The sequence below is a fragment of the Paenibacillus sp. strain BS8-2 genome (genome assembly GCF_054483835.1).
Map to the genome: position 1 here is coordinate 2,861,431 of NZ_CM137010.1, position 19,025 is coordinate 2,880,455.

Below are 19,025 nucleotides of genomic sequence, written 5' to 3' on the forward strand. Positions count from 1 at the left end.
GGTTTTTTACAAAAATGCCTTTACACGACTTGGATCTTTATGGTATAAAAATAATTATAAAAAATCCATGTTGGTTCATTATGGTTTAACGCTGAATCAAATAGAAAGGGGTCAGATTTCTTTGATCGTTTACATTGCGTTTATGAAACGATCCTTCAAACAGTTGTCGGTCTACCGATCCAACTCTTATTTCTCTATTTTCAGTTCTTTTGTCGGGTTGTTTATTCTTTATCATGTATGGACTGCGCTATATGCTGGCAAGGTACACGTCAACGGAATTACACTCGACCAGATGTTGGTTTACATAGCGATCAGCACGTTAGTGATTGCAGTGACGAAAACTCGCATCCATAACGAAATTGGCTTAAAAGTTCGAGAGGGCTCTTTATCGATCGATTTTATTAAACCAATCGATTTTAAGTGGCACCTCTTTGCCAATCAGATTGGCGAAAATGCTTTTGGCTTGTTTTTTCATGCACTCCCTGCATTTTTAGCTGCATTACTTCTTTGGCAGCTCGACCTACAGATCTCGTACTCTTTTAACGGTATGTTTCTAATATCACTTGTTTTGGGAGCGTTACTCCATTTTCAAATCAGTTATTTGCTTGGCCTATCTGTAATGTGGCTTCAAAGCTCCTTCTTCGTTGATTGGGTGCTTCAGTCGATCATGCGAATATTTGCAGGTTCCTTCGTCCCTTTATGGTTTTATCCAGATGCAATTCTACGAATTTCAAATTTCTTGCCATTTAAGTACATCATTTTTGAGCCTATCTCAATTTATATGGGGAAGACAACACTACAACAGACCTGGGTCATTCTAGCGATTCAATGTGGCTGGTTGGTACTGCTTCTAATCGCAGAAAAGATAGTGTGGTTCAAAGTGAACCAGAAGATCGATATTAATGGAGGTTAAGATGGCATACGCCCACTTCTTTTTGAGATTAATTCTAGTTCGTATTCGTGGAGCTGCCGAATATCGTGGCGCGTTTTTGTTAGCATTTGCCGCCAAAGCTATTATGTTCTCGACCGATTTGCTTCTCTTGTGGTTGCTCATCCGATTGTTCGGCGGTATAGCAGGTTGGGGCAATATGAAGTGATGCTGTTGTACAGTTTGAACTTGGCTTCCTGGGCAATTGCGGGCTTTTTTTTATTCTCACCATTTAATACGCTTTCAAGAAAAATACTAACAGGAGAATTTGATGATGTACTGACGAAGCCGTTGAATCCATTCTGGTATTTGATTGCCAAGGATGCCACTATCGATTATGTCAGTAATTTAACTGTTGCCTTCAGTGCATTTCTCTTGTGCCTCTATAAACTGAATGTAACTCTAGGTATATGGGATTGGTTCTTGATGGCACTATTATTGATAGGTGCGACGCTAATACAAGCGGCTCTTTTCATTCTTCCCAATTTACCTGCTTTCTGGATCGTAAAAATTGACAGTATTCGCCAGTTGTTTCAGTCAGACCTAGGGAGGTTTATCCGTTATCCGATCTCGGCTTATCCTAAATCAATTCAAATCTTGTTAACAGTTGTACTTCCGTATGCGTTTATCAATTTTTTTCCAGCGCATGTCATTCTCGGAAAACCAAATGAAACGATGTTTTTCGATGTTATGCTTTATCTTACGCCATTAGTAGGTATTGTCCTTATTGTAGTTGCTTACCGATTATGGTTATTTAGCTTGAAGCATTACACGAGTACAGGCTCCTAGGGGGAATAGAATGTCTATTATTGAGGTAACGGACGTTTCGAAGCATTTTAAAGTGTACAAACGGCAAACAGGATTTCTCCGAACAGTCAAATCGTTAATTACTCGCGAATACGAGGTGAAATCGGCAGTAGAGGGGGTTAGTTTTTCGGTAAATAAAGGAGAACTCGTCGGCTATATCGGAGCAAACGGTGCTGGGAAATCGACGACGATCAAGATGTTATGCGGAATCCTGACGCCGACAAGCGGTCATATACGAGTCTGCGGGCGTGTTCCTTACGAGCAACGAAAGCAGAACGCCAGAGTAATAGGAGTGGTTTTCGGACAGCGCTCCCAGCTCTATTGGGACTTGCCGATGGTCGAGACATTTGATTTATATAAGCAGATGTATCGGATCGACTCTACCACCTATAAGCGGAATGTGGATTTTTTTGTAGAGTTGCTGGATATGCAAGAGTTTCTCGACAGGCCGGTTCGTCAACTCAGTCTCGGTCAGAAAATGAAAGCTAACCTAGCCGTAGCGCTGCTCCACGATCCGGAGATCGTCTATCTGGATGAGCCGACGATAGGATTGGATGTGCTAGTTAAAAGCAAAATTCGTCAATTTATTCGAGAGCTAAATCGTGAGAAACAGACAACGGTAATTCTTACGACGCACGATGTTGACGATATTGAATATATTTGTGATCGATTAATGCTGCTGGACAAAGGCAAAAAGATCTATGATGGATCGTTGGAACGGTTTAAGGATCAATACAGCGGGGAGCGCTCACTGACCATCGAGTTTAAGGAGGCGCACGCCGAGATTGACGATCCCCGTTTAGTATTGTGCAAAGATGAAGGTTATCGCAAGCAGTACCAGCTCGCCGATTCGACAATAACGATTGCGGAGGCGATCACGGTCGTCACTAGGTCGCATGCGATTACAGATTTGAAAATTAATGAGCCGCAGGTCGAGGACTTGATTAAGCGCATTTACGAGAGAAAAAGGATGTGAATTAATTTATGGAGGACTTAAGCAACGAGCAGATTATCGCAACGCATGTGGTTTCGGATATTGAATATATTGCGAGGTAAGCAATATCTCGAATGACAGTGATGGACTCCGTGTGCGGATGGTTGGCGATAGCTGGCCGGAGCATTGGCGCGAATATATGGCCAGACCTAATCTGGAGGACGTGTATCTCTATTTGTTCGACGATTAATTTTGTATTTCCTGGCATCATGAGCATGGTTGCTTATCATCTGGCAGCCATGCTTTTTTGTGTTCTCAATTAGGCAAATTAACGTGTTGACAATTCCACTACTACGTTATACTATGTAGAGGTAGTTAGTAATACTTAATACCAGTCATACTGAGTAGCATATAGGGATGAAATGGACAAATGATCAAAGAGAAGGGAATGATTCTAAATGAAAGAAATCGCGATCCAAGTAACGGGGCTGCAAAAGTCCTACAAACAGCATCAAGTCCTGAAGGACGTTAACTTCAAGGTGGAGAAGGGAAGTATTTTTGCCTTGCTAGGCTCCAATGGCGCAGGCAAAACGACCGCGGTCAAAATTATGACTACGTTGCTCAAACCAGACAAGGGAACCGTCACAGTCGATGGATACGACGTTGTATTGAATCCGGACCATGTGCGGCAAGCGATCAGTCTGACCGGTCAATTCGCCGCCGTGGATGAGATTTTGACCGGACGGGAAAACCTGATCATGATCGCAAAGTTAAGATATCTGAGCAATCCGCGTCAGGTTGCGGACGATTTGCTTAAACGGTTTGGTCTGACGGAGGCTGCCGACCGCAAGGCATCAACCTATTCGGGCGGTATGCGCCGCAGGCTGGACATCGCCTTGAGTCTTGTAGGGAAACCGCAGATCGTTTTCCTGGACGAACCGACGACCGGACTTGATCCCGAGGCCCGTATCGAGGTTTGGAAGATGGTGAAGGAGCTTGCGGCCGGAGGTACGACGATATTTCTCACCACACAATATTTGGAGGAAGCAGAGCAGCTGGCTGACCGCATCGCCATTCTGCACGAAGGTAAGATTATTGCGAGCGGCACGCTGTCGGAGCTCAAAAGGCTGTTCCCGCAAGCGACTGTGGAGTATGTAGAGAAACAGCCAACATTAGAAGAAATATTCCTTGCCATTGTCGGCAAGAAGGAGGCCGTATAAGATGCAAACGGTAAAAAAACATTTTTTTAACGACCTTAGCGTTATGCTCGGTCGCTCTATGCGCCATATTTCTCGCAGCATGGACACCATTATCACGGTTTGCATCACGCCGATTGCCATGATGCTGCTGTTCGTCTATGTGTTTGGCGGGGCTATCGAAACCGGGACGGATAACTACGTGAACTATTTGTTGCCTGGCATTTTGTTAATTGCGATTGCAAGCGGGATATCATATACGGCATACCGCCTGTTTTTGGATAAGCAGCGGGGTATCATTGAACGATTCCACTCCATGCCGATTTCGCGCTCCGTCGTTCTTTGGGGCCATGTGCTGACCTCGGTGGTATCCAACGTCATTTCGATTATCGTCATCATTCTCGTAGCGCTTATGATGGGCTTTCGCTCGTCGGCCGGAGTGCTGCCTTGGCTCGCGGTGACCGGCATACTCGTACTGTTTACGCTGGCTTTGACCTGGGTCGCGGCGATTGCCGGCTTGTCCGCGGGCTCGGTGGAAGGCGCAAGCGCGTTTTCTTATCCGCTTATCTTCCTGCCGTTTATCAGCTCGGCGTTCGTGCCGACAGAATCGATGCCGATGGTCGTCCGAGTTTTTGCCGAGAACCAGCCAGTTACGTCGATCGTGGAAGCCATCCGCGCGCTGCTGTCGGATCAGCCGGCGGGCAATGACATATGGGTCGCGCTTGCCTGGTGTATCGGTATTATGTTGGTGGCATATTTCTTTGCAATGAAGGCTTATAAGAAGCGGATGTAGAATTAGTGTGGAACAGCTAGCGATGCTGAAAAGCAAGGAGTGAGTGAACTGGAAAACCTGACGGAAATGCTCAAAGGCGTGCTCGAGGGCTGTGTCCTTGAAATCATAAGCCATAAAGAAACGTACGGCTACGAAATTACGCGGCGGTTGAACGCCATCGGCTTCGCAGATGTTGTAGAGGGAACGGTGTATACCATCCTGATTCGACTTGAAAAAAATAAGTGGGTAGATATCACCAAAAAACCCTCTGACATGGGACCGCCGCGCAAGTTTTTCGCGCTCAATGAATCGGGACGCAAGGAGCTGCATAAGTTTTGGGATAAATGGGACTTTGTATCATCCAAAATGAATGAATTGAGGGAGAGGGAGCAATGAATTTCTGGGAATTAATTACCGGCAATGACATGAAGAAAGAATGGAAGGCATTTGAGGCGCGCGTCACAAAGCTGCCGGCGGATTATCAAGCGGCATGGGGAGAAGTGGCTGCCAATCTATTCCCGCACTCGAATTTCTCTGGTCGCAACCTTATGCCGATTTTTGACGGCGTGCTTGGCTTACTCGAAGAATCGGCGGCCGAAGGTCAGCATATCCAAGAGGTGCTCGGCGACGATATGAAAGGTTTCTGCGCGGCGCTCGCCGGAGAATCGGGGGCAAAGTCTTACCGCGACAAGTGGCGCAAGCAGCTTAACCATACGATTGCCAAAAAATTAGGCAAATAGGAGGGCAGGGCATAATGAGAATACAAGATATCATCGAAGGCAAAAGAGAGTGGCGAGCGCATGTGGCGCGAGTCAAAGCGCTCCCGCAAGATTATCGGATTGTCTATAAAGAAATTCAAAAATATCTCTTTAAGGTCGGACCCGTGGAGCTGACGGAAGGAACGGGTTTGCTTGCAGGGATCGTCGATTTATTCGAAGAGGGCGCGGCCGTGAATAAAGGGGTGCTGGAAGTGACGGGCCACGATGTGGCGGCTTTCTGCGACGAGTTAATCAAGGATTCTAAAACGTATGCAGATGTGTATCAAGAATCCCTCCAGCAAAAGGGTAAGAAATCGTAAGTGAATGAATTCGTAAGCTCTTCGGTGGCCTCCGTATAGACGGAGGCTTTTTTGGTGTGCCACGCATGGCGATTAACTAGGCGGTGAAAGTCCGCTGTGGGGGTTTGTAGTCACCAACCACTAGCCAAGAGCAAGGGTGTCCACCGTGAGGTGGAATCTGAAGGAAGCTGGAGGCAAAATTCCGACCCGAGGAACACGAACATCATAAGGCACAGGATATGGGATGAGCTTGCCAAACAAAGCGAAATCCAATGAACTACACGGACATGCCAGTGTAGATGGTGCGGGTGCATGGAAGGAAAGTGAATCGTCTTACCGTGGGAGGTCTCATGGACGTGAAGAGATATTAGCTTCGAATCACGGTTGAAACAAGATTTATCATGAGAAGTCAGCAGACGCCATAGTACCTCCTGCCGTCGACAGCAGGGGGGAAGGGCTGAATCTTAGGAGGTGATCGTCAATGAAAGCTACCAATACAGGAGCCAAGGGCAGCCAACTTCCAATGGAAGGCTCGCCGCAGAAGAATAGTGCGGAACACGAAGGATATGCGGGAGTGCACATTCCTGAGAGGATAGCCGAAACGGATGACACCAACGCAATCGAGTCGGAGAAGAGACTTCTTGAGAAGATCGTGAGCCGCGAAAACCTGAACGAAGCGTTCAAACGAGTAAAGGCAAACAAAGGCTCTCATGGAATCGATGGGATGACAGTAGATGCACTTCTACAATATCTCAAAGAAAATGGAGAGAAAATCAAGCAGTCTATTCTGGACGGAACGCATCGTCCGAATCCCGTTCGCAGGGTAGAGATACCGAAGGAGAACGGAAAGAAGAGAAATCTAGGCATACCGACCGTAGTGGACCGAGTCATCCAGCAAGCGATTGCCCAGGTGCTAACGCCGATCTACGAAAAGCAATTCTCGGATAACAGTTATGGATTTCGACCAAAGCGAAGTGCACACCATGCCATTCGGAAGAGTCAAGCCAACATCGACGAGGGCTACAAGTATGTAGTAGATATGGATTTGGAGAAATACTTCGACACGGTAAATCAAAGTAAGTTAATTGAAGTATTGTCCAGAACGATCAAAGATGGACGAGTCATCTCGCTCATCCACAAATACTTAAAAGCAGGAGTCGTAGTCAAACACAAATTCGAGGAAACAGAAATCGGCGTGCCCCAGGGTGGCAACCTGAGTCCAATACTTAGCAACATCATGCTGAACGAACTGGATAAGGAACTGGAGAACAGAGGACACCGATTCGTGCGCTATGCAGACGATCTGCTGATCTTCTGCAAAAGCAGGAAAAGCGCCGAGCGCTCTCTAACGAACATACTTCCCTTCATCGAAGGGAAGCTATTCCTTAGAGTAAATCGGGAGAAAACGGTCGTGGATGAGGTGGGAAAGGTTAAATTCCTTGGCTTCTCGTTCTATCGGTATAAAGGTCAAGCGAGGGTCAGAATACATCCGAAAGCCATTGCCAAGATGAAAGTGAAAATTAAAGAGCTGACGTCGAGAAGCAACGGAATGGGGAATGAGGTCCGTGCGATGAAGCTTAAACGCTATATTATGGGGTGGATCAACTACTTCAAGATAGCGGATATGAAGTCGCTACTCAAAACGACGGATGAATGGATGAGAAGACGGATTCGCATGATCTACTGGAAACAATGGAAGCGAATCAGGACAAAATTCGATCGACTGAAATCATTCGGCATCCTCGAACAGAAGGCATGGGAATACGCAAACACAAGAAAGAGCTATTGGAGAACCTCCAACAGCCCTATCCTTTCCAAATCCCTTAACAACTCCACTATAAATGCTCTAGGTTTCCTCTTCTTTTCTGATTATTATCGACAAGTTACTGCGCAGTCCTAATGGAACCGCCGTATACCGAACGGTACGTACGGTGGTGTGGGAGGTCGGCTACTCAAATAATGAGTAGCCTCCTACCCGATCGCTTGCATGGACATCCTTTTACACATGGATTAGGCCGATGCAACGATTGTCCGAAACCGGACATTTTTTGCGCTTTGTGCCGCATCGCTATTACGAGATCATACACACAAAGGCGGTTGCGGCAATGCGGGCAGAAGAAATCGGTCATATTTTTCCCGATGCGGTACAACAAGAAATGTCTCTACACCGCCCGTTCCCGTCAGGTCTACACTAATGTCGTAGGCAGCAGAGAAGCACGAAGCGTAAGAAAGGAGAGACAGAAATGAATTGGTGGTCAACCAACAAACTTCGTCTGATTCAAAATAATCTGCGTGAAGTGGACGCGGATATGGATGTAGACAAGCTGATTGCGGAATTAAAACAATATGATGCGAATGCATGGATGATGAACGCTGGAGGAATGTTCGCATTCTATCCAACCAAGCTTGCGGATCAGTATGTGACACCGTATTTGAAACGAGATTTGCTTGGTGAAGCCGTGGAGAAGGCGCATGCGGCGGGGATCAAGTTTATCGCCCGGTTCGACTTCAGCAAAGCGCATGAAAGTTTGTTTCATCGCAATCCCGAATGGTTCTATCGGACGAAGGATGGTCGGGAAGTCAATTACAACGGTATTGTGCATACATGCCTGAATGGATATTACCAGCAGCAGATTTCGCTGAAGATGATTGAAGAAGTTATTATGAATTACCCGGTAGACGGAATCTTCTTTAATATGTTCGGTTATCAGCATTGGGATTACAGCGGCAATCATTACGGACCTTGCTACTGCGCGAATTGCCGGACTCGATTCAGTGACATGTACGGACTTGATCTCATGGAGTACGAGGGCGCCGGGCATCAGCTGGACGGCTTATATAAGCAGTTCCAGGAAGCGACGGTACGAGATATATTGCAGCGTATCCAGAAACATGTGAAGGAGCTGCGCCCGGAAGTGGCGATTTGCACTTATTTCACCGACTACGTTGATATCGTGCGCAAAGAGTCAAACACGGCGCTGAAGAGGGTCGATCCGCTCCGCCTGTATTCTGCTTCGGAGAACGTAGCTTCGATCGAACATGGGTGGGACGACAAGCTGGTCAGCAATTGTTGTATCAATGCGATTGATCTGACATATCGGTTTACCGGAGTGTCCAAGCATGAGGCTGAGATTCGTCTGTATCAAAATATAGCAAGCGGATCGGGACTCGATTTCTGCATCATCGGCGCATTCGAAGGGTATCCAGACGGAGATAATCTGAATGCGGTGAAGAAGGTATTCCGATTCCACGCGGAGCATGAGCATTACTACGGTAAGCTGGAATCGCTTGCTGATGTGGCATTGATTAAACCGAAGGAACCTCAAGCGATCAAAGAGTACGAAGGCATCTTCAAAATGCTGAAGGAAGCGCATATCCAGTTTGACGTCGTGCCAATCGGTCAGCTGACAGCAAGACTGACGCCGCATCTCAGCGGTGTCAAAGCGATCATTCTGCCGGGAGTCTCTATGCTGGATGAGGAACAACGAGCGGGACTGGCGGGTCTGCAGCGTAATGGCGTTCATGTGCTGGCTTCTGGCTGTGCGCTCTTGAACGATACAGAATCGCTGAGCCAATTGTTCGGGGCCGCATATGAAGGAGAGATTGTCAGCTCGCCTGCCTCGTACGTGCGTGTGTCGGATGACAAAGGGCTGACAAGCTTCGGCGAGCGAACGTGGATTATAGCAGAACCATTTGCCTGTATGTCGTTCGAACAGGATGCAGACAAGCGTATGCCGCATGTTGCCCCAGCTAACTTCGGGCCTCCCGAACGAGCATACGGCCATACGGAAAGCGGAGGTTTCGGCCTTGGTGTTGCGGATCGAGGCGGGCGCGGGGCATACTTCAGCTGGCATCCTGGGGCACAATACGCCATGCATGGTTTCGAAGATCATAAGCATGCTGTCATTGATGTTCTACTGGAGCTGATGGATGGTCAATGTGCGCTGCATACGGACGCGCCGGCCTGCACCGAGTGGCTGCTTCATCGCTTGCCAACAGGCGAGCACTTCGTCCAAGCGCTTAATTTGTCTGGATATAACGGCTCAACGTATAGAGCGCCATTGCCGCTGACAGGCATAACTGTACGGCTGCCTGGCATCAGGCGTCCGAACGGAGTGAGATCGCTCGTGACTGGCCGAACGTACGAATGGCACGAAACGGATAACGGAATGATGCTCGAGCTGGATCTACGGGACGTGTACGAAGCAATCGTGATCGAGACACCGCCCAACCAATGAATGTAATGCAAAGGAGTATTGATGCATATGGCCGCAGCCATCAAGCCCAAGACTGCAGCAACTGCCAGTCATGGCAGTTTGCTTGCCCGCATCGTGCAGCACCGATCCATCTATTTGCTGGTGCTGCCTGGTGTACTGTTTTTTATCGTATTTAAATTTGCTCCGCTGTGGGGACTTCTTATTGCCTTCAAGGACTATAATCCGTTTCTCGGGTTCTGGGACAGTCCATGGGTGGGATTCAGCCACTTCACAGAGCTGTTCGCCGACAAGAACTTCTATGTGATGCTTCGTAATACATTCGCGATCAACGTGATTGCGCTTGTCTTTCATTTCCCGCTGCCGATTCTGCTTGCGCTCATGCTGAACGAGATCAGACATGAGGCGTTCAAGCGATTCCATCAATCGGTTGTCTACATGCCCCACTTCTTGTCGTGGGTCGTAGTTTCGAGCTTGACGTTCTTTATCCTATCTGTTGATGTTGGCGTCATTAACAAAATCATTACGGCGACCGGCAACGAATCGATATCGTTCTTGTCGCAGCCCAACTACTTCTGGGGTATATTAACAGCTCAGAATATGTGGAAGGAAGCCGGCTGGGGCACGATTATCTTCTTGGCGGCGATGGCAGGTGTCGACCCTCAGCGTTATGAAGCCGCGGTAATTGACGGTGCGAGCCGCATGCGCCAAATATGGCACATTACACTGCCGGCGATTCGCCCAACGATCATTATTCTGCTAATCTTGAGACTTGGCAGTATGGCGGATATCGGCTTTGAGCAAGTGCTGCTTATGATCAACCCGCTTGTCTTGTCCGTTGGCGAGGTGTTCGATACGTACGCCTATACGCACGGCATCCTGCAAGGTCAGGTCAGCATTGGCGTAACGGTTGGTATGTTTAAAGGTGTCGTCGGTCTTGTCCTCATCGTCTTGTCGAACTATATCGTCAAGAAGCTCGGTCACGAAGGTATTTATTAAATGAAGGAGGCTGAGCGGATATGAGCTTCGTGCAGAAAAAAAAGCTGACGGCGTTTGATTGGATCAATTACACCGTTATTACAATCATATCAATAAGCTGTTTATTCCCGTTCCTATATGTATTTAGTGTATCCTTTACAGATCCTAAGGTTTACGTACCGCTTAAGTTTTATTTATTCCCCGAGAAATGGTCTCTTGAATCGTACAAGTATATCTTGTCAACGAACAGCTTTCTGAATGCATTTAAGAGCACGACATTCATTACGGTCGTCGGAACGGTGCTTAACGTTATCGTTTCGTTTATGATGGCGTATGGGTTGACGAAGAGAACGATGCCTGGTCACAAAATCATTATGGGCGGCGTTATATTCACGCTGGTGTTCAGCGCCGGTATCGTGCCTAACTATTTGCTAGTGAAGGAACTTGGCCTGCTTAACTCGTACTGGGCGCTAATCTGGCCGGCCTTGACGAACGCTTGGAGTTTGATCGTGATCAAGAGCTTCATGGACTCGTTGCCCTCAGAGCTGGAGGATGCAAGCAAGATTGATGGCTGCAGCGATATCGGCGTATTCACGCGGATCATCCTGCCGTTGTCGATGCCTGCAATCGCGACTTTCACGCTGTTCTTTGCGGTCGCTCACTGGAATACGTACTTTAATGCACTCGTGTATTTATCGGATTCTGACAAGTGGACGCTGCAAATTTTGGTGAAGACCTTGGTTATTGATTCCAACTCCGGTGCTGTTGCTCAAGCTGGAGCTAGTGATGAAGCTGTCGTACCGCAAGAGACGATTCGAATGGCATCCATCGTGCTGGCCATGCTGCCCATTCTCATCGTGTACCCGTTCTTGCAGAAGCATTTCGCCAAAGGCGTCATGCTGGGATCGGTCAAAGGGTAACAATCGGACACTTGTTGAACGGACAAAATTTGTCTTGGGCATTCGGAGCTCAGCATTCGCGGCAATGAACGCCAGTGGGCGCAAAGAAAGGTACGGACATTTTTTGTTCACGGTTGCCGGATCATCCTTTGTCTGTAGGTTGCCTGCTGGAACGCAGGTACAATGAGGTCAGCAAGTCGCAAGAACAAGGGTCAACGTCAGAACGGTCAGGCCACACGGTTTCAACAAAAAAAGGGAGGAACAAAAAGATGAAACGTAACATGAAGAAAACTTGGAGTGTAGGCGTATCTGCAATTGTTGCTTTTTCGATGCTGGCGGGATGCGGCGCCGGCAATGATTCGAACTCGCCTGGTGCTAACGCGGGATCAAATGCAGGCAATGCCGGAGGATCGGAGCCGCTTTCGATCGAAATCTTCGCAGGACTGTACAATGAAGTGCCGGATATGAAGGATGATTTCTGGTCAGAGTGGGAGAAGCAGACGAACACCAAGCTAGATATCGAGTGGGTACCGTCGGGCGACCTTAATAATAAGCTCGACCTGCTGCTTGCCTCGGGTAATTTGCCTGAAGTCGTTGCCTATTCGAACAGCATGAGACCAACGCTTGTAAGCGCAGTCAAAAATGGGGCATTCTGGGATCTGACACCATTCCTTGGCGATTTGAGCGAATATCCGAACCTGAAGAATAACTTGGCCGAAGACGCGCTCAAATACTTGTCGGTAGACGGCAAGGTCTATGCGGTGCCACGTTCCCGCTCACGTGTAGACGGCGGCATTAAAATTCGTAAAGACTGGTTAGACAAGCTTAATATTCCGGTTCCGAAAACATTTGACGAATATGAAGCCGCGCTTAAAAAGATCGTTGAAAGCGACATGGACGGCAACGGCAAAAACGATACGGTTGGATTGCTGTATATCAATAATCCAACAGAATCGTTTACTGCGGGCTTCGGTGCACTCGATCCGACCTATAATGCCGAGGGCGGTTTGATGAATCCAGGTCTAACTCCGCAATATGCCGACATGGTAGAGTGGTTCCGCAAGCTGTATGCGGAAGGACTAATGTCTAAGGAATATGCGGTTATGAAGGAATCGCAAGCCGAAGAGCTCTTTAAGACGAATCGCGCAGCTTCGTACGGACGTCCGATCTGGTGGGACAACGAGTGGGAAGGCGCAATGAAGAAGTCTGGGCAAGAAAATGCGCAAATTTTGAACTTGCACCTGACAGGACCAGGCGGCGATGCCGTTGGACTCGAAACAGGCGTAGCCGGAGGCTTCTATATTTCGAAGAAAGTGCCTGAAGCAAAGGTGAAGCAGATACTAGCATACTTTGACAAGACGGCTTCGCAGGAAATGACCGATTTGGCTTACTACGGACTTCCGGACATTCATCATACAGTTGTAGACGGTCAGAAAGTATTGACAGAGCAAGGCGTGAAGGAAGTTAATACGACAAGCAAGGGCGCGGGCGTGCTGGCCTATGCCAAGTGGGGCAAAGTAACAAGCGCTTCGGGCAGCAAAGCGTATAACGACGCCAAGATCAAAGAAGTCGAGAAATTTGACGAAATCGGCAAGGTTAACCCGTACCGGATCATTTCGTCGGATGAATGGATCGCGATTTGGCCTAAGTATGAGACGGAGTACCTGTCGATGGTGACTAAGGCGATCGTCGGACAAATTTCGATGGACGACTTTAAGGCTTACGTAGATAAGCTGAACAACTTGCCGGAGATGAAGGCAGCTTACTTGGCTATGGCTGAACAATACAAACAGTTCGAAAAATAAAATGACTGCTGACGGGAAGCGATGAGCTTGCCACTGCCCCGCACTGCGCCTGTATAGGGCGGGCGGGGCGGTTCCATTATTGAAAGCGGAGGGATTCTGAGTGAACGAAGAGCTAAAGTTATGGTGGCAGAGGCCGCTCCGAGTCGTCCAGCCTAATCTGCAAGTTCAAGATACTGCGAAGATCGACCCCGAACAATTGGCTGCACAGATGAAGGAGCTTGGAGCAAATGCGATCGTCTTTAATGTAGGGGGGATATATGGCTGGTATCCTTCCAACATCCCATTCCATACGGTTAACCCTTATTTGCCGCAGCATCGAGACTTGCTCCGTGACGTTATTGAAGCGTGCAATAAACAAGATATTCGTTTTATTGCCCGATTCGACTTCAGCAAAGCGGAGGATTCGGTTTATCTGCAGCGGCCGCAATGGTTCGTCCGTGATGGCGCAGGCGAGCCGCAGATTGTCGGGGCAAGACGTCCCGGGCCGTGGTCGATGTTGATGAATACATGTATTAACGGTGACTATCGTAATGAAGCCGTGGCAGAGCCTGTTCTGAGGGAAGTGCTGAATCATTATGATATCGACGGCATTTTCTTTAATGCGCCGGGTTACTTCTACTGTCATTGCGAGCGCTGTAAGACCAAATATCGTGCGATGTACGGCAAGGAGCTGCCTTCTAGCTCAACCGAGCTGGAGCCGGACTTCGCCTCCCGCTGCATGCGCGATAATATGGAAGCGATGCATCGACTGATTAAGCAAACACGGGGCGAAGTACCCATGATTCTGTACTACAATCTGTATCGAGACAATCTGTTCGAGCGGGCCGAGACAACTGACCTCATGTGTACGGAGCCACAAGATATTTTGTCGCTGGGTCATAAGGAAATACCGGAATTCTGGAAGCCGGCATTGAGCATCAAGTTAGGTCGATCTCTGCCAGGCAGACCGGCTCCATTCGGAATCGTGCATTCATGTCCAGGGATGGATTGGCGTCATACGGGTCTGCCAACAGCTGAGTACAAGTTCTGGCTAGCTCAAATACCCGCGAATGGCGGGCAAATCTGGCATTCGCTCACAGGCGTGCCGGAGACGATTACAGACAAACGTATTCTGGATACGGTTGCCGAGCTGAACCAAAACGCCGCGATCGTCGATCCCTATATGGAAGATGCAGCAGCGGTGTCGCAAGTCGCGTTGATGTGGAATGCAGGCCGATCGGCAGAAGGCTGGGCCGATGCTTTAATTAACAAGCAAATACCGTTCGACGTTCTTCTGCCTGAGCAGGCGGAGGCTGAGCGTCTAGCTTCTTATAAGGCGGTCATCATTCCTGAACAATTCCGCTGGACACCATCATTCCTGCAGTTGCTTCTCGCATTCGTAGAGCAAGGCGGTTATATCGTGACCGAAGGGGAGCTCCCCGCAGAGCTGTCAGCATTATACGAGCTGGTCGGGATCGAGAAGGAAACCTTTGCAAGCGAATCGCTTGTTGCTTCGTATCTCCGTTTCGAGGGTGAGGGGAATCCGCTGCAAGCGGGGCTTGCGCGGACTGAGATCATCGCGCATAGAGGCAAGGTCACGTATTGCAAGCCCGTACAAGGAACAACGGTACTCGCGACGCTTGTGCCTCCGTTCTCCCCGCTCGAGAGCGTTGGCGCGCCGCCGGAGCGGGCATCTCTGCCAGTCTCACACACCGATTTGCCGCTTGCTGTACAGCATCGTGTAGGTAAGGGGAGCGCACTATATTTCCCGTTCTCTCTTAGTGGGCTGATTAATGATTTTAAACTAGAGGAACACTATGTGTTGATCGATAATGCGATCAATATGGCGCTCGGAGACGAGCGGCTTGTCTCTGTTACTTCCTATCAGGGTCTTCAATTGACGTTATTCCGCAAAGATGGCGATCTGCTTCTGCATCTTGTCAACGGCGCGGGCAGAAGACCGCTGTCGACAACACTGCCGCTGTATAACATCGAAGTCGAGCTGCGAGTTGATGATGCTGCTGGTCCGTGCACAGTCCAGCGACTGATTGCGGGCGACCAATTAAGCAGCGAATATGATGGACGATACATTCGATTTACGGTTCCCCGTCTCGACGTATGGGAGTGTATTAAATTTTCTAGCTCAGCACCTGCGTCGGATCGTTTATAATAGGGATACCTTTCTAGTGAGGAGAACCTAATGAATTCTATCATTCATAACATCAAGACCAAGCTCGGGAAGCTACTGCCGACAAACAAATATTTGACCAGACTGATCTGGTTTAGTTGTATATCCGTCGTCATACCTGTTGTGCTGGCTGGGAGTGTTTATTATCATTTCTCCATGAAGCAGCTTACCAAAGAGTTTCAGGAAAATAATAAAGTATCGCTTAAGCAGCTAGAGTATCGGATTGAGAGCGCGCTTGCCAATGTAGAGCAGGAGTCGCTGCAGCTTGCAAGCGATCCGTTGATTCGCAAGACGCTTGGCCAAGCAGGATATGCGTCGGATATGAGCGGACAGCTGGAAATTCTTGATTATTTTCAACTACACAAAAATATGAACGACCTGATTCAAGAATTTATATTTTTTGACGAGCAATCCGCCTTGGCATTGTCGAGTTATTATGGCTTGGCAAGTCTTGAGGAGTTCCCCGGTGCTTCTGACATCCAGAGCGCAATGAAGATAGATGAAATGGCAGGCTGGTTTTATTTGCCTCAATCCGGCGGGAAAGGTTTGATCTCTTATGTACGCCAATTGCCGGTGATGGGAAATGGCGATCCGCAAGGCGTGCTTATTATTCATGTGGATGAAGCGGCGCTGCGAAGCCTGCTCAAAAGCTATTCCGTCGATTTGGAGAAGCAGACGGTAGCGGTCGTCGATTCGAACAATCGGATCATCTTGCATACGCTGGGTCAGCAATGGCTTGGTCAAGACGCTGCATCCGATTCTTACTTGCAATCCGTTCTCGGGCGCGAGGAACGTACGGACCAATATGTGCTCGACAATGCGAGTGGCGCCATGCTGCTCGCCTATGATAAGAACTTGTATGGACGAACGTACATTTCCCAGCTGCCGGAAGAGGAAATGTATGGACAGCTGGCTTGGATCCGGATCTTAATTTTCGTCTCCGTTTCGATCGTATTATTGATCGGATTGATGTTATCCTTCTTCTCGTCTCGTTTCGTCTATAATCCAATCCAGAAGCTGCTGCAATACGGCGAGCATTTGCGCAAGAATGGAGCGGACGATAATTGGAGTGGGAATGAGATCGAATATATTCGATCCTGTCTCAGCTATCTGAACGATCAAGCCCAGTCGCTGAATGAGTACGTAATGAAGATTCAACCGGGTCTGCGAGAGCAGTTCCTGCAGAAGCAGCTGCGAGCAGCAGGTGGAAGATATGCCATTGCCGAGGCGTGCCAGCAGTATGGCATACCGGCTAACGGGCGATATGTTGCTGTAGTTACGATGGTCGAGAACCTGCTCAAGGAGAAAAGGTTCATGCCGCATGAAGGAGCGGTCATCGTGTTCGCCGTCAAAAACGTGATGGCAGAAATCATGACCCGTCATACGGATATTAATGGCTACGTGGTTGATTTGGACGAGCGAGAAGCGGTTGCGATTATCCACTTCGATGAAGGGATCGCCGATACGGCGATTCGTCATGCGCTGCAGAAATATTGTTCGGAAGTGCGTGAAGCGATGTCGGCCTACCTGTCATTCAGTGTGTCGAGCGGCATCGGCCATTTGGTCAAGCTAGAGGAGTTATCCGCATCCTACTCGTCGGCGCAGCATGCGTTGCAGTTCCGCTTGTTCCATGATGCGGATACGATATTATTCCACGAGGACATCATCCGCGTCGAACGGCATCCCGTCTTTATTTATCCGCGCGAGCATGAAGAATCCATTATGGAAAGTCTATGGAACGGGGAGCTGTCAAGCGCCGAGGAGTCATTGCAGAAGTTCACCCAGCGGGTCAGCAACGCCGAATCGTATAATGTATTGTTTCAATGCTACCAGGTGCTGCTCTCATCGATTATTCAATCGCTCGAAGAAAAGGGTCCTGGCGTACTGGAGCTGCTCGGTAACAATTTGTTCGACCAATTAAGTCAATACAGAACGTCCAAGGAAGTACATGACTGGTTCATTGATGTGCTGTTCCCGCTGTATGAGCGGGCAAGCAGCGAAATTCGTGCCAACTCGTCACGTCTTCTCGTACAGCGTGTTTGCAGCTATATTACGAATCATCCGGACGGCACACATTCGTTGTCGGAATGCGCGGAGCTCGTCAGCGTCAGTCCATCCTATCTAAGCAGATTATTCAAGAAAGAAACCGGCAAATCATTTATCGAATTTGTTATGGAATTTAAGGTTGAGAAGGCGAAGCAGCTGCTCAAGGAAACGGATTATAGCGTGCTGGAGATTTCGGAGATCGTAGGGTATTCCGAAAGAAATCTCAATCGTGCGTTCCAGCGCTTTGTACAAATGTCGCCGAAGCAATATCGCATGTCGAACCGATAACATCTATATGAGAACATGGGAGGAATAGAGAATGTCAGAAACGGGTATTCGCGCGGTTGGTTTTATTGGAATAGGTGTAATGGGCACCAGCATGGCAGGTCATCTTGCTGCGGCAGGATACCAATTACATGTATACAGCCGGACCAAGAGCAAAGCTGAGGGACTACTGGAGAAAGGCGCGCAGTGGTATGATTCTCCCGCGAGTCTGGCGGCATCTTGTGATGCGGTTATTACAATGGTTGGTTTCCCTCAAGACGTGGAGAACATTTATTTCGGAGAAGATGGTCTGCTCGCGCATGCGCGCAGCGGAGCGTATCTGATCGATATGACGACGTCCAGCCCGCTGCTGGCGACACGTATCTATGAAGCGGCAGCAGAGCGCGGAATGTTCTCGCTCGACGCGCCCGTTTCCGGCGGCGATATCGGGGCGAAGGAACGCAGACTGTCGATTATGGTCGGCGGCGACGACGAAGCATATAAGTCTGTTCTTCCACTGTTCGAACAGATGGGTACGAATATTGTCCTTCAAGGTAAAGCAGGTGCGGGACAACATACCAAGATGTGCAATCAGATTGCCATCGCCTCCAACATGCTGGGCGTATGCGAAGCGATTGCTTACGCGCAGGCATCCGGTCTCGATCCGGATAAAGTGTTAACAAGCATTGCGACAGGCGCTGCCGGCAGCTGGTCGCTGAGCAATCTGGCGCCGCGTATGATCGCTGGCAATATGGCTCCGGGCTTCTATGTCAAACATTTTATCAAAGATATGGGCATCGCCATTGATTCGGCCAAACAAATGGGCGTGGAGCTGCCGGGTCTCAATCTTGCAGAATCGATGTACCGCAAGCTTGCCGAGCTTGGATACGGGGATAACGGAACACAAGCCTTAATCAAGCTTTGGGATCGCTCGGCTGTTGCCGAATAGCGGAGGACG

17 protein-coding genes are annotated in these 19,025 nt (G+C 48.7%); all 17 read left to right on the plus strand.

Annotated features, from left to right (window positions below; all coding sequences use genetic code 11):
- Positions 1 to 121 precede the first annotated feature (121 nt).
- A complete protein-coding gene (locus ACX1C1_RS12370; protein ID WP_458957374.1) occupies positions 122 to 913 on the plus strand; it encodes an ABC transporter permease in 792 nt (263 codons plus the stop codon).
- A 1-nt stretch (position 914) separates the two neighbouring features.
- The gene (locus tag ACX1C1_RS12375; RefSeq protein ID WP_458957375.1) at positions 915 to 1,097 is read left to right on the plus strand and encodes a hypothetical protein; all 183 of its coding nucleotides are present in this window, start codon (positions 915 to 917) and stop codon (positions 1,095 to 1,097) included.
- Positions 1,079 to 1,717 carry an ABC transporter permease gene (locus ACX1C1_RS12380; protein WP_458957376.1) on the plus strand — a complete coding sequence of 213 codons (639 nt, stop codon included), beginning with the start codon at positions 1,079 to 1,081 and terminating at the stop codon, positions 1,715 to 1,717. The genes ACX1C1_RS12375 and ACX1C1_RS12380 overlap by 19 nt, the downstream gene beginning before the upstream one ends.
- A 10-nt stretch (positions 1,718 to 1,727) precedes the next feature.
- Complete coding sequence (locus tag ACX1C1_RS12385; RefSeq protein ID WP_458957377.1) at positions 1,728 to 2,711, plus strand: ABC transporter ATP-binding protein; 984 nt, start codon at positions 1,728 to 1,730, stop codon at positions 2,709 to 2,711.
- A gap of 416 nt (positions 2,712 to 3,127) precedes the next feature.
- Positions 3,128 to 3,889: an ABC transporter ATP-binding protein gene (locus tag ACX1C1_RS12390; protein WP_458957378.1), complete on the plus strand. Its 762-nt coding sequence runs from the start codon at positions 3,128 to 3,130 to the stop codon at positions 3,887 to 3,889.
- Position 3,890: 1 nt separating this feature from the next.
- Positions 3,891 to 4,658: an ABC transporter permease gene (locus tag ACX1C1_RS12395; protein ID WP_458957379.1), complete on the plus strand. Its 768-nt coding sequence runs from the start codon at positions 3,891 to 3,893 to the stop codon at positions 4,656 to 4,658.
- Between the two features lie 66 nt (positions 4,659 to 4,724).
- Complete coding sequence (locus ACX1C1_RS12400) at positions 4,725 to 5,033, plus strand: PadR family transcriptional regulator (RefSeq protein ID WP_458957670.1); 309 nt, start codon at positions 4,725 to 4,727, stop codon at positions 5,031 to 5,033.
- On the plus strand, positions 5,030 to 5,377 hold the full coding sequence (locus ACX1C1_RS12405; protein WP_458957380.1) for a DUF1048 domain-containing protein: 348 nt from the start codon (positions 5,030 to 5,032) through the stop codon (positions 5,375 to 5,377). Before ACX1C1_RS12400 ends, ACX1C1_RS12405 begins: the two co-directional genes overlap by 4 nt.
- 14 nt (positions 5,378 to 5,391) lie before the next feature.
- Positions 5,392 to 5,715 carry a DUF1048 domain-containing protein gene (locus ACX1C1_RS12410; RefSeq protein ID WP_458957381.1) on the plus strand — a complete coding sequence of 108 codons (324 nt, stop codon included), beginning with the start codon at positions 5,392 to 5,394 and terminating at the stop codon, positions 5,713 to 5,715.
- 460 nt (positions 5,716 to 6,175) lie between these two features.
- Positions 6,176 to 7,594, plus strand: coding sequence for a group II intron reverse transcriptase/maturase (gene ltrA, locus ACX1C1_RS12415; RefSeq protein WP_458955974.1), 1,419 nt, complete (start codon positions 6,176 to 6,178; stop codon positions 7,592 to 7,594).
- Between the two features lie 343 nt (positions 7,595 to 7,937).
- Positions 7,938 to 9,932: an alpha-amylase family protein gene (locus tag ACX1C1_RS12420; RefSeq protein ID WP_458957382.1), complete on the plus strand. Its 1,995-nt coding sequence runs from the start codon at positions 7,938 to 7,940 to the stop codon at positions 9,930 to 9,932.
- A 21-nt stretch (positions 9,933 to 9,953) separates the two neighbouring features.
- Positions 9,954 to 10,907, plus strand: a complete 954-nt coding sequence (locus ACX1C1_RS12425; protein ID WP_458957383.1) for an ABC transporter permease — start codon at positions 9,954 to 9,956, stop codon at positions 10,905 to 10,907.
- Between the two features lie 20 nt (positions 10,908 to 10,927).
- The gene (locus tag ACX1C1_RS12430; RefSeq protein WP_458957384.1) at positions 10,928 to 11,806 is read left to right on the plus strand and encodes a carbohydrate ABC transporter permease; all 879 of its coding nucleotides are present in this window, start codon (positions 10,928 to 10,930) and stop codon (positions 11,804 to 11,806) included.
- A gap of 248 nt (positions 11,807 to 12,054) precedes the next feature.
- On the plus strand, positions 12,055 to 13,590 hold the full coding sequence (locus tag ACX1C1_RS12435; protein WP_458957385.1) for an extracellular solute-binding protein: 1,536 nt from the start codon (positions 12,055 to 12,057) through the stop codon (positions 13,588 to 13,590).
- 100 nt (positions 13,591 to 13,690) lie between these two features.
- A complete protein-coding gene (locus tag ACX1C1_RS12440) occupies positions 13,691 to 15,739 on the plus strand; it encodes an alpha-amylase family protein (RefSeq protein WP_458957386.1) in 2,049 nt (682 codons plus the stop codon).
- 30 nt (positions 15,740 to 15,769) lie between these two features.
- Positions 15,770 to 18,091, plus strand: a complete 2,322-nt coding sequence (locus ACX1C1_RS12445) for a helix-turn-helix domain-containing protein (protein ID WP_458957387.1) — start codon at positions 15,770 to 15,772, stop codon at positions 18,089 to 18,091.
- Positions 18,092 to 18,122: 31 nt separating this feature from the next.
- The gene (locus ACX1C1_RS12450; protein WP_458957388.1) at positions 18,123 to 19,016 is read left to right on the plus strand and encodes an NAD(P)-dependent oxidoreductase; all 894 of its coding nucleotides are present in this window, start codon (positions 18,123 to 18,125) and stop codon (positions 19,014 to 19,016) included.
- The last annotated feature ends 9 nt before the right edge of the window (positions 19,017 to 19,025 follow it).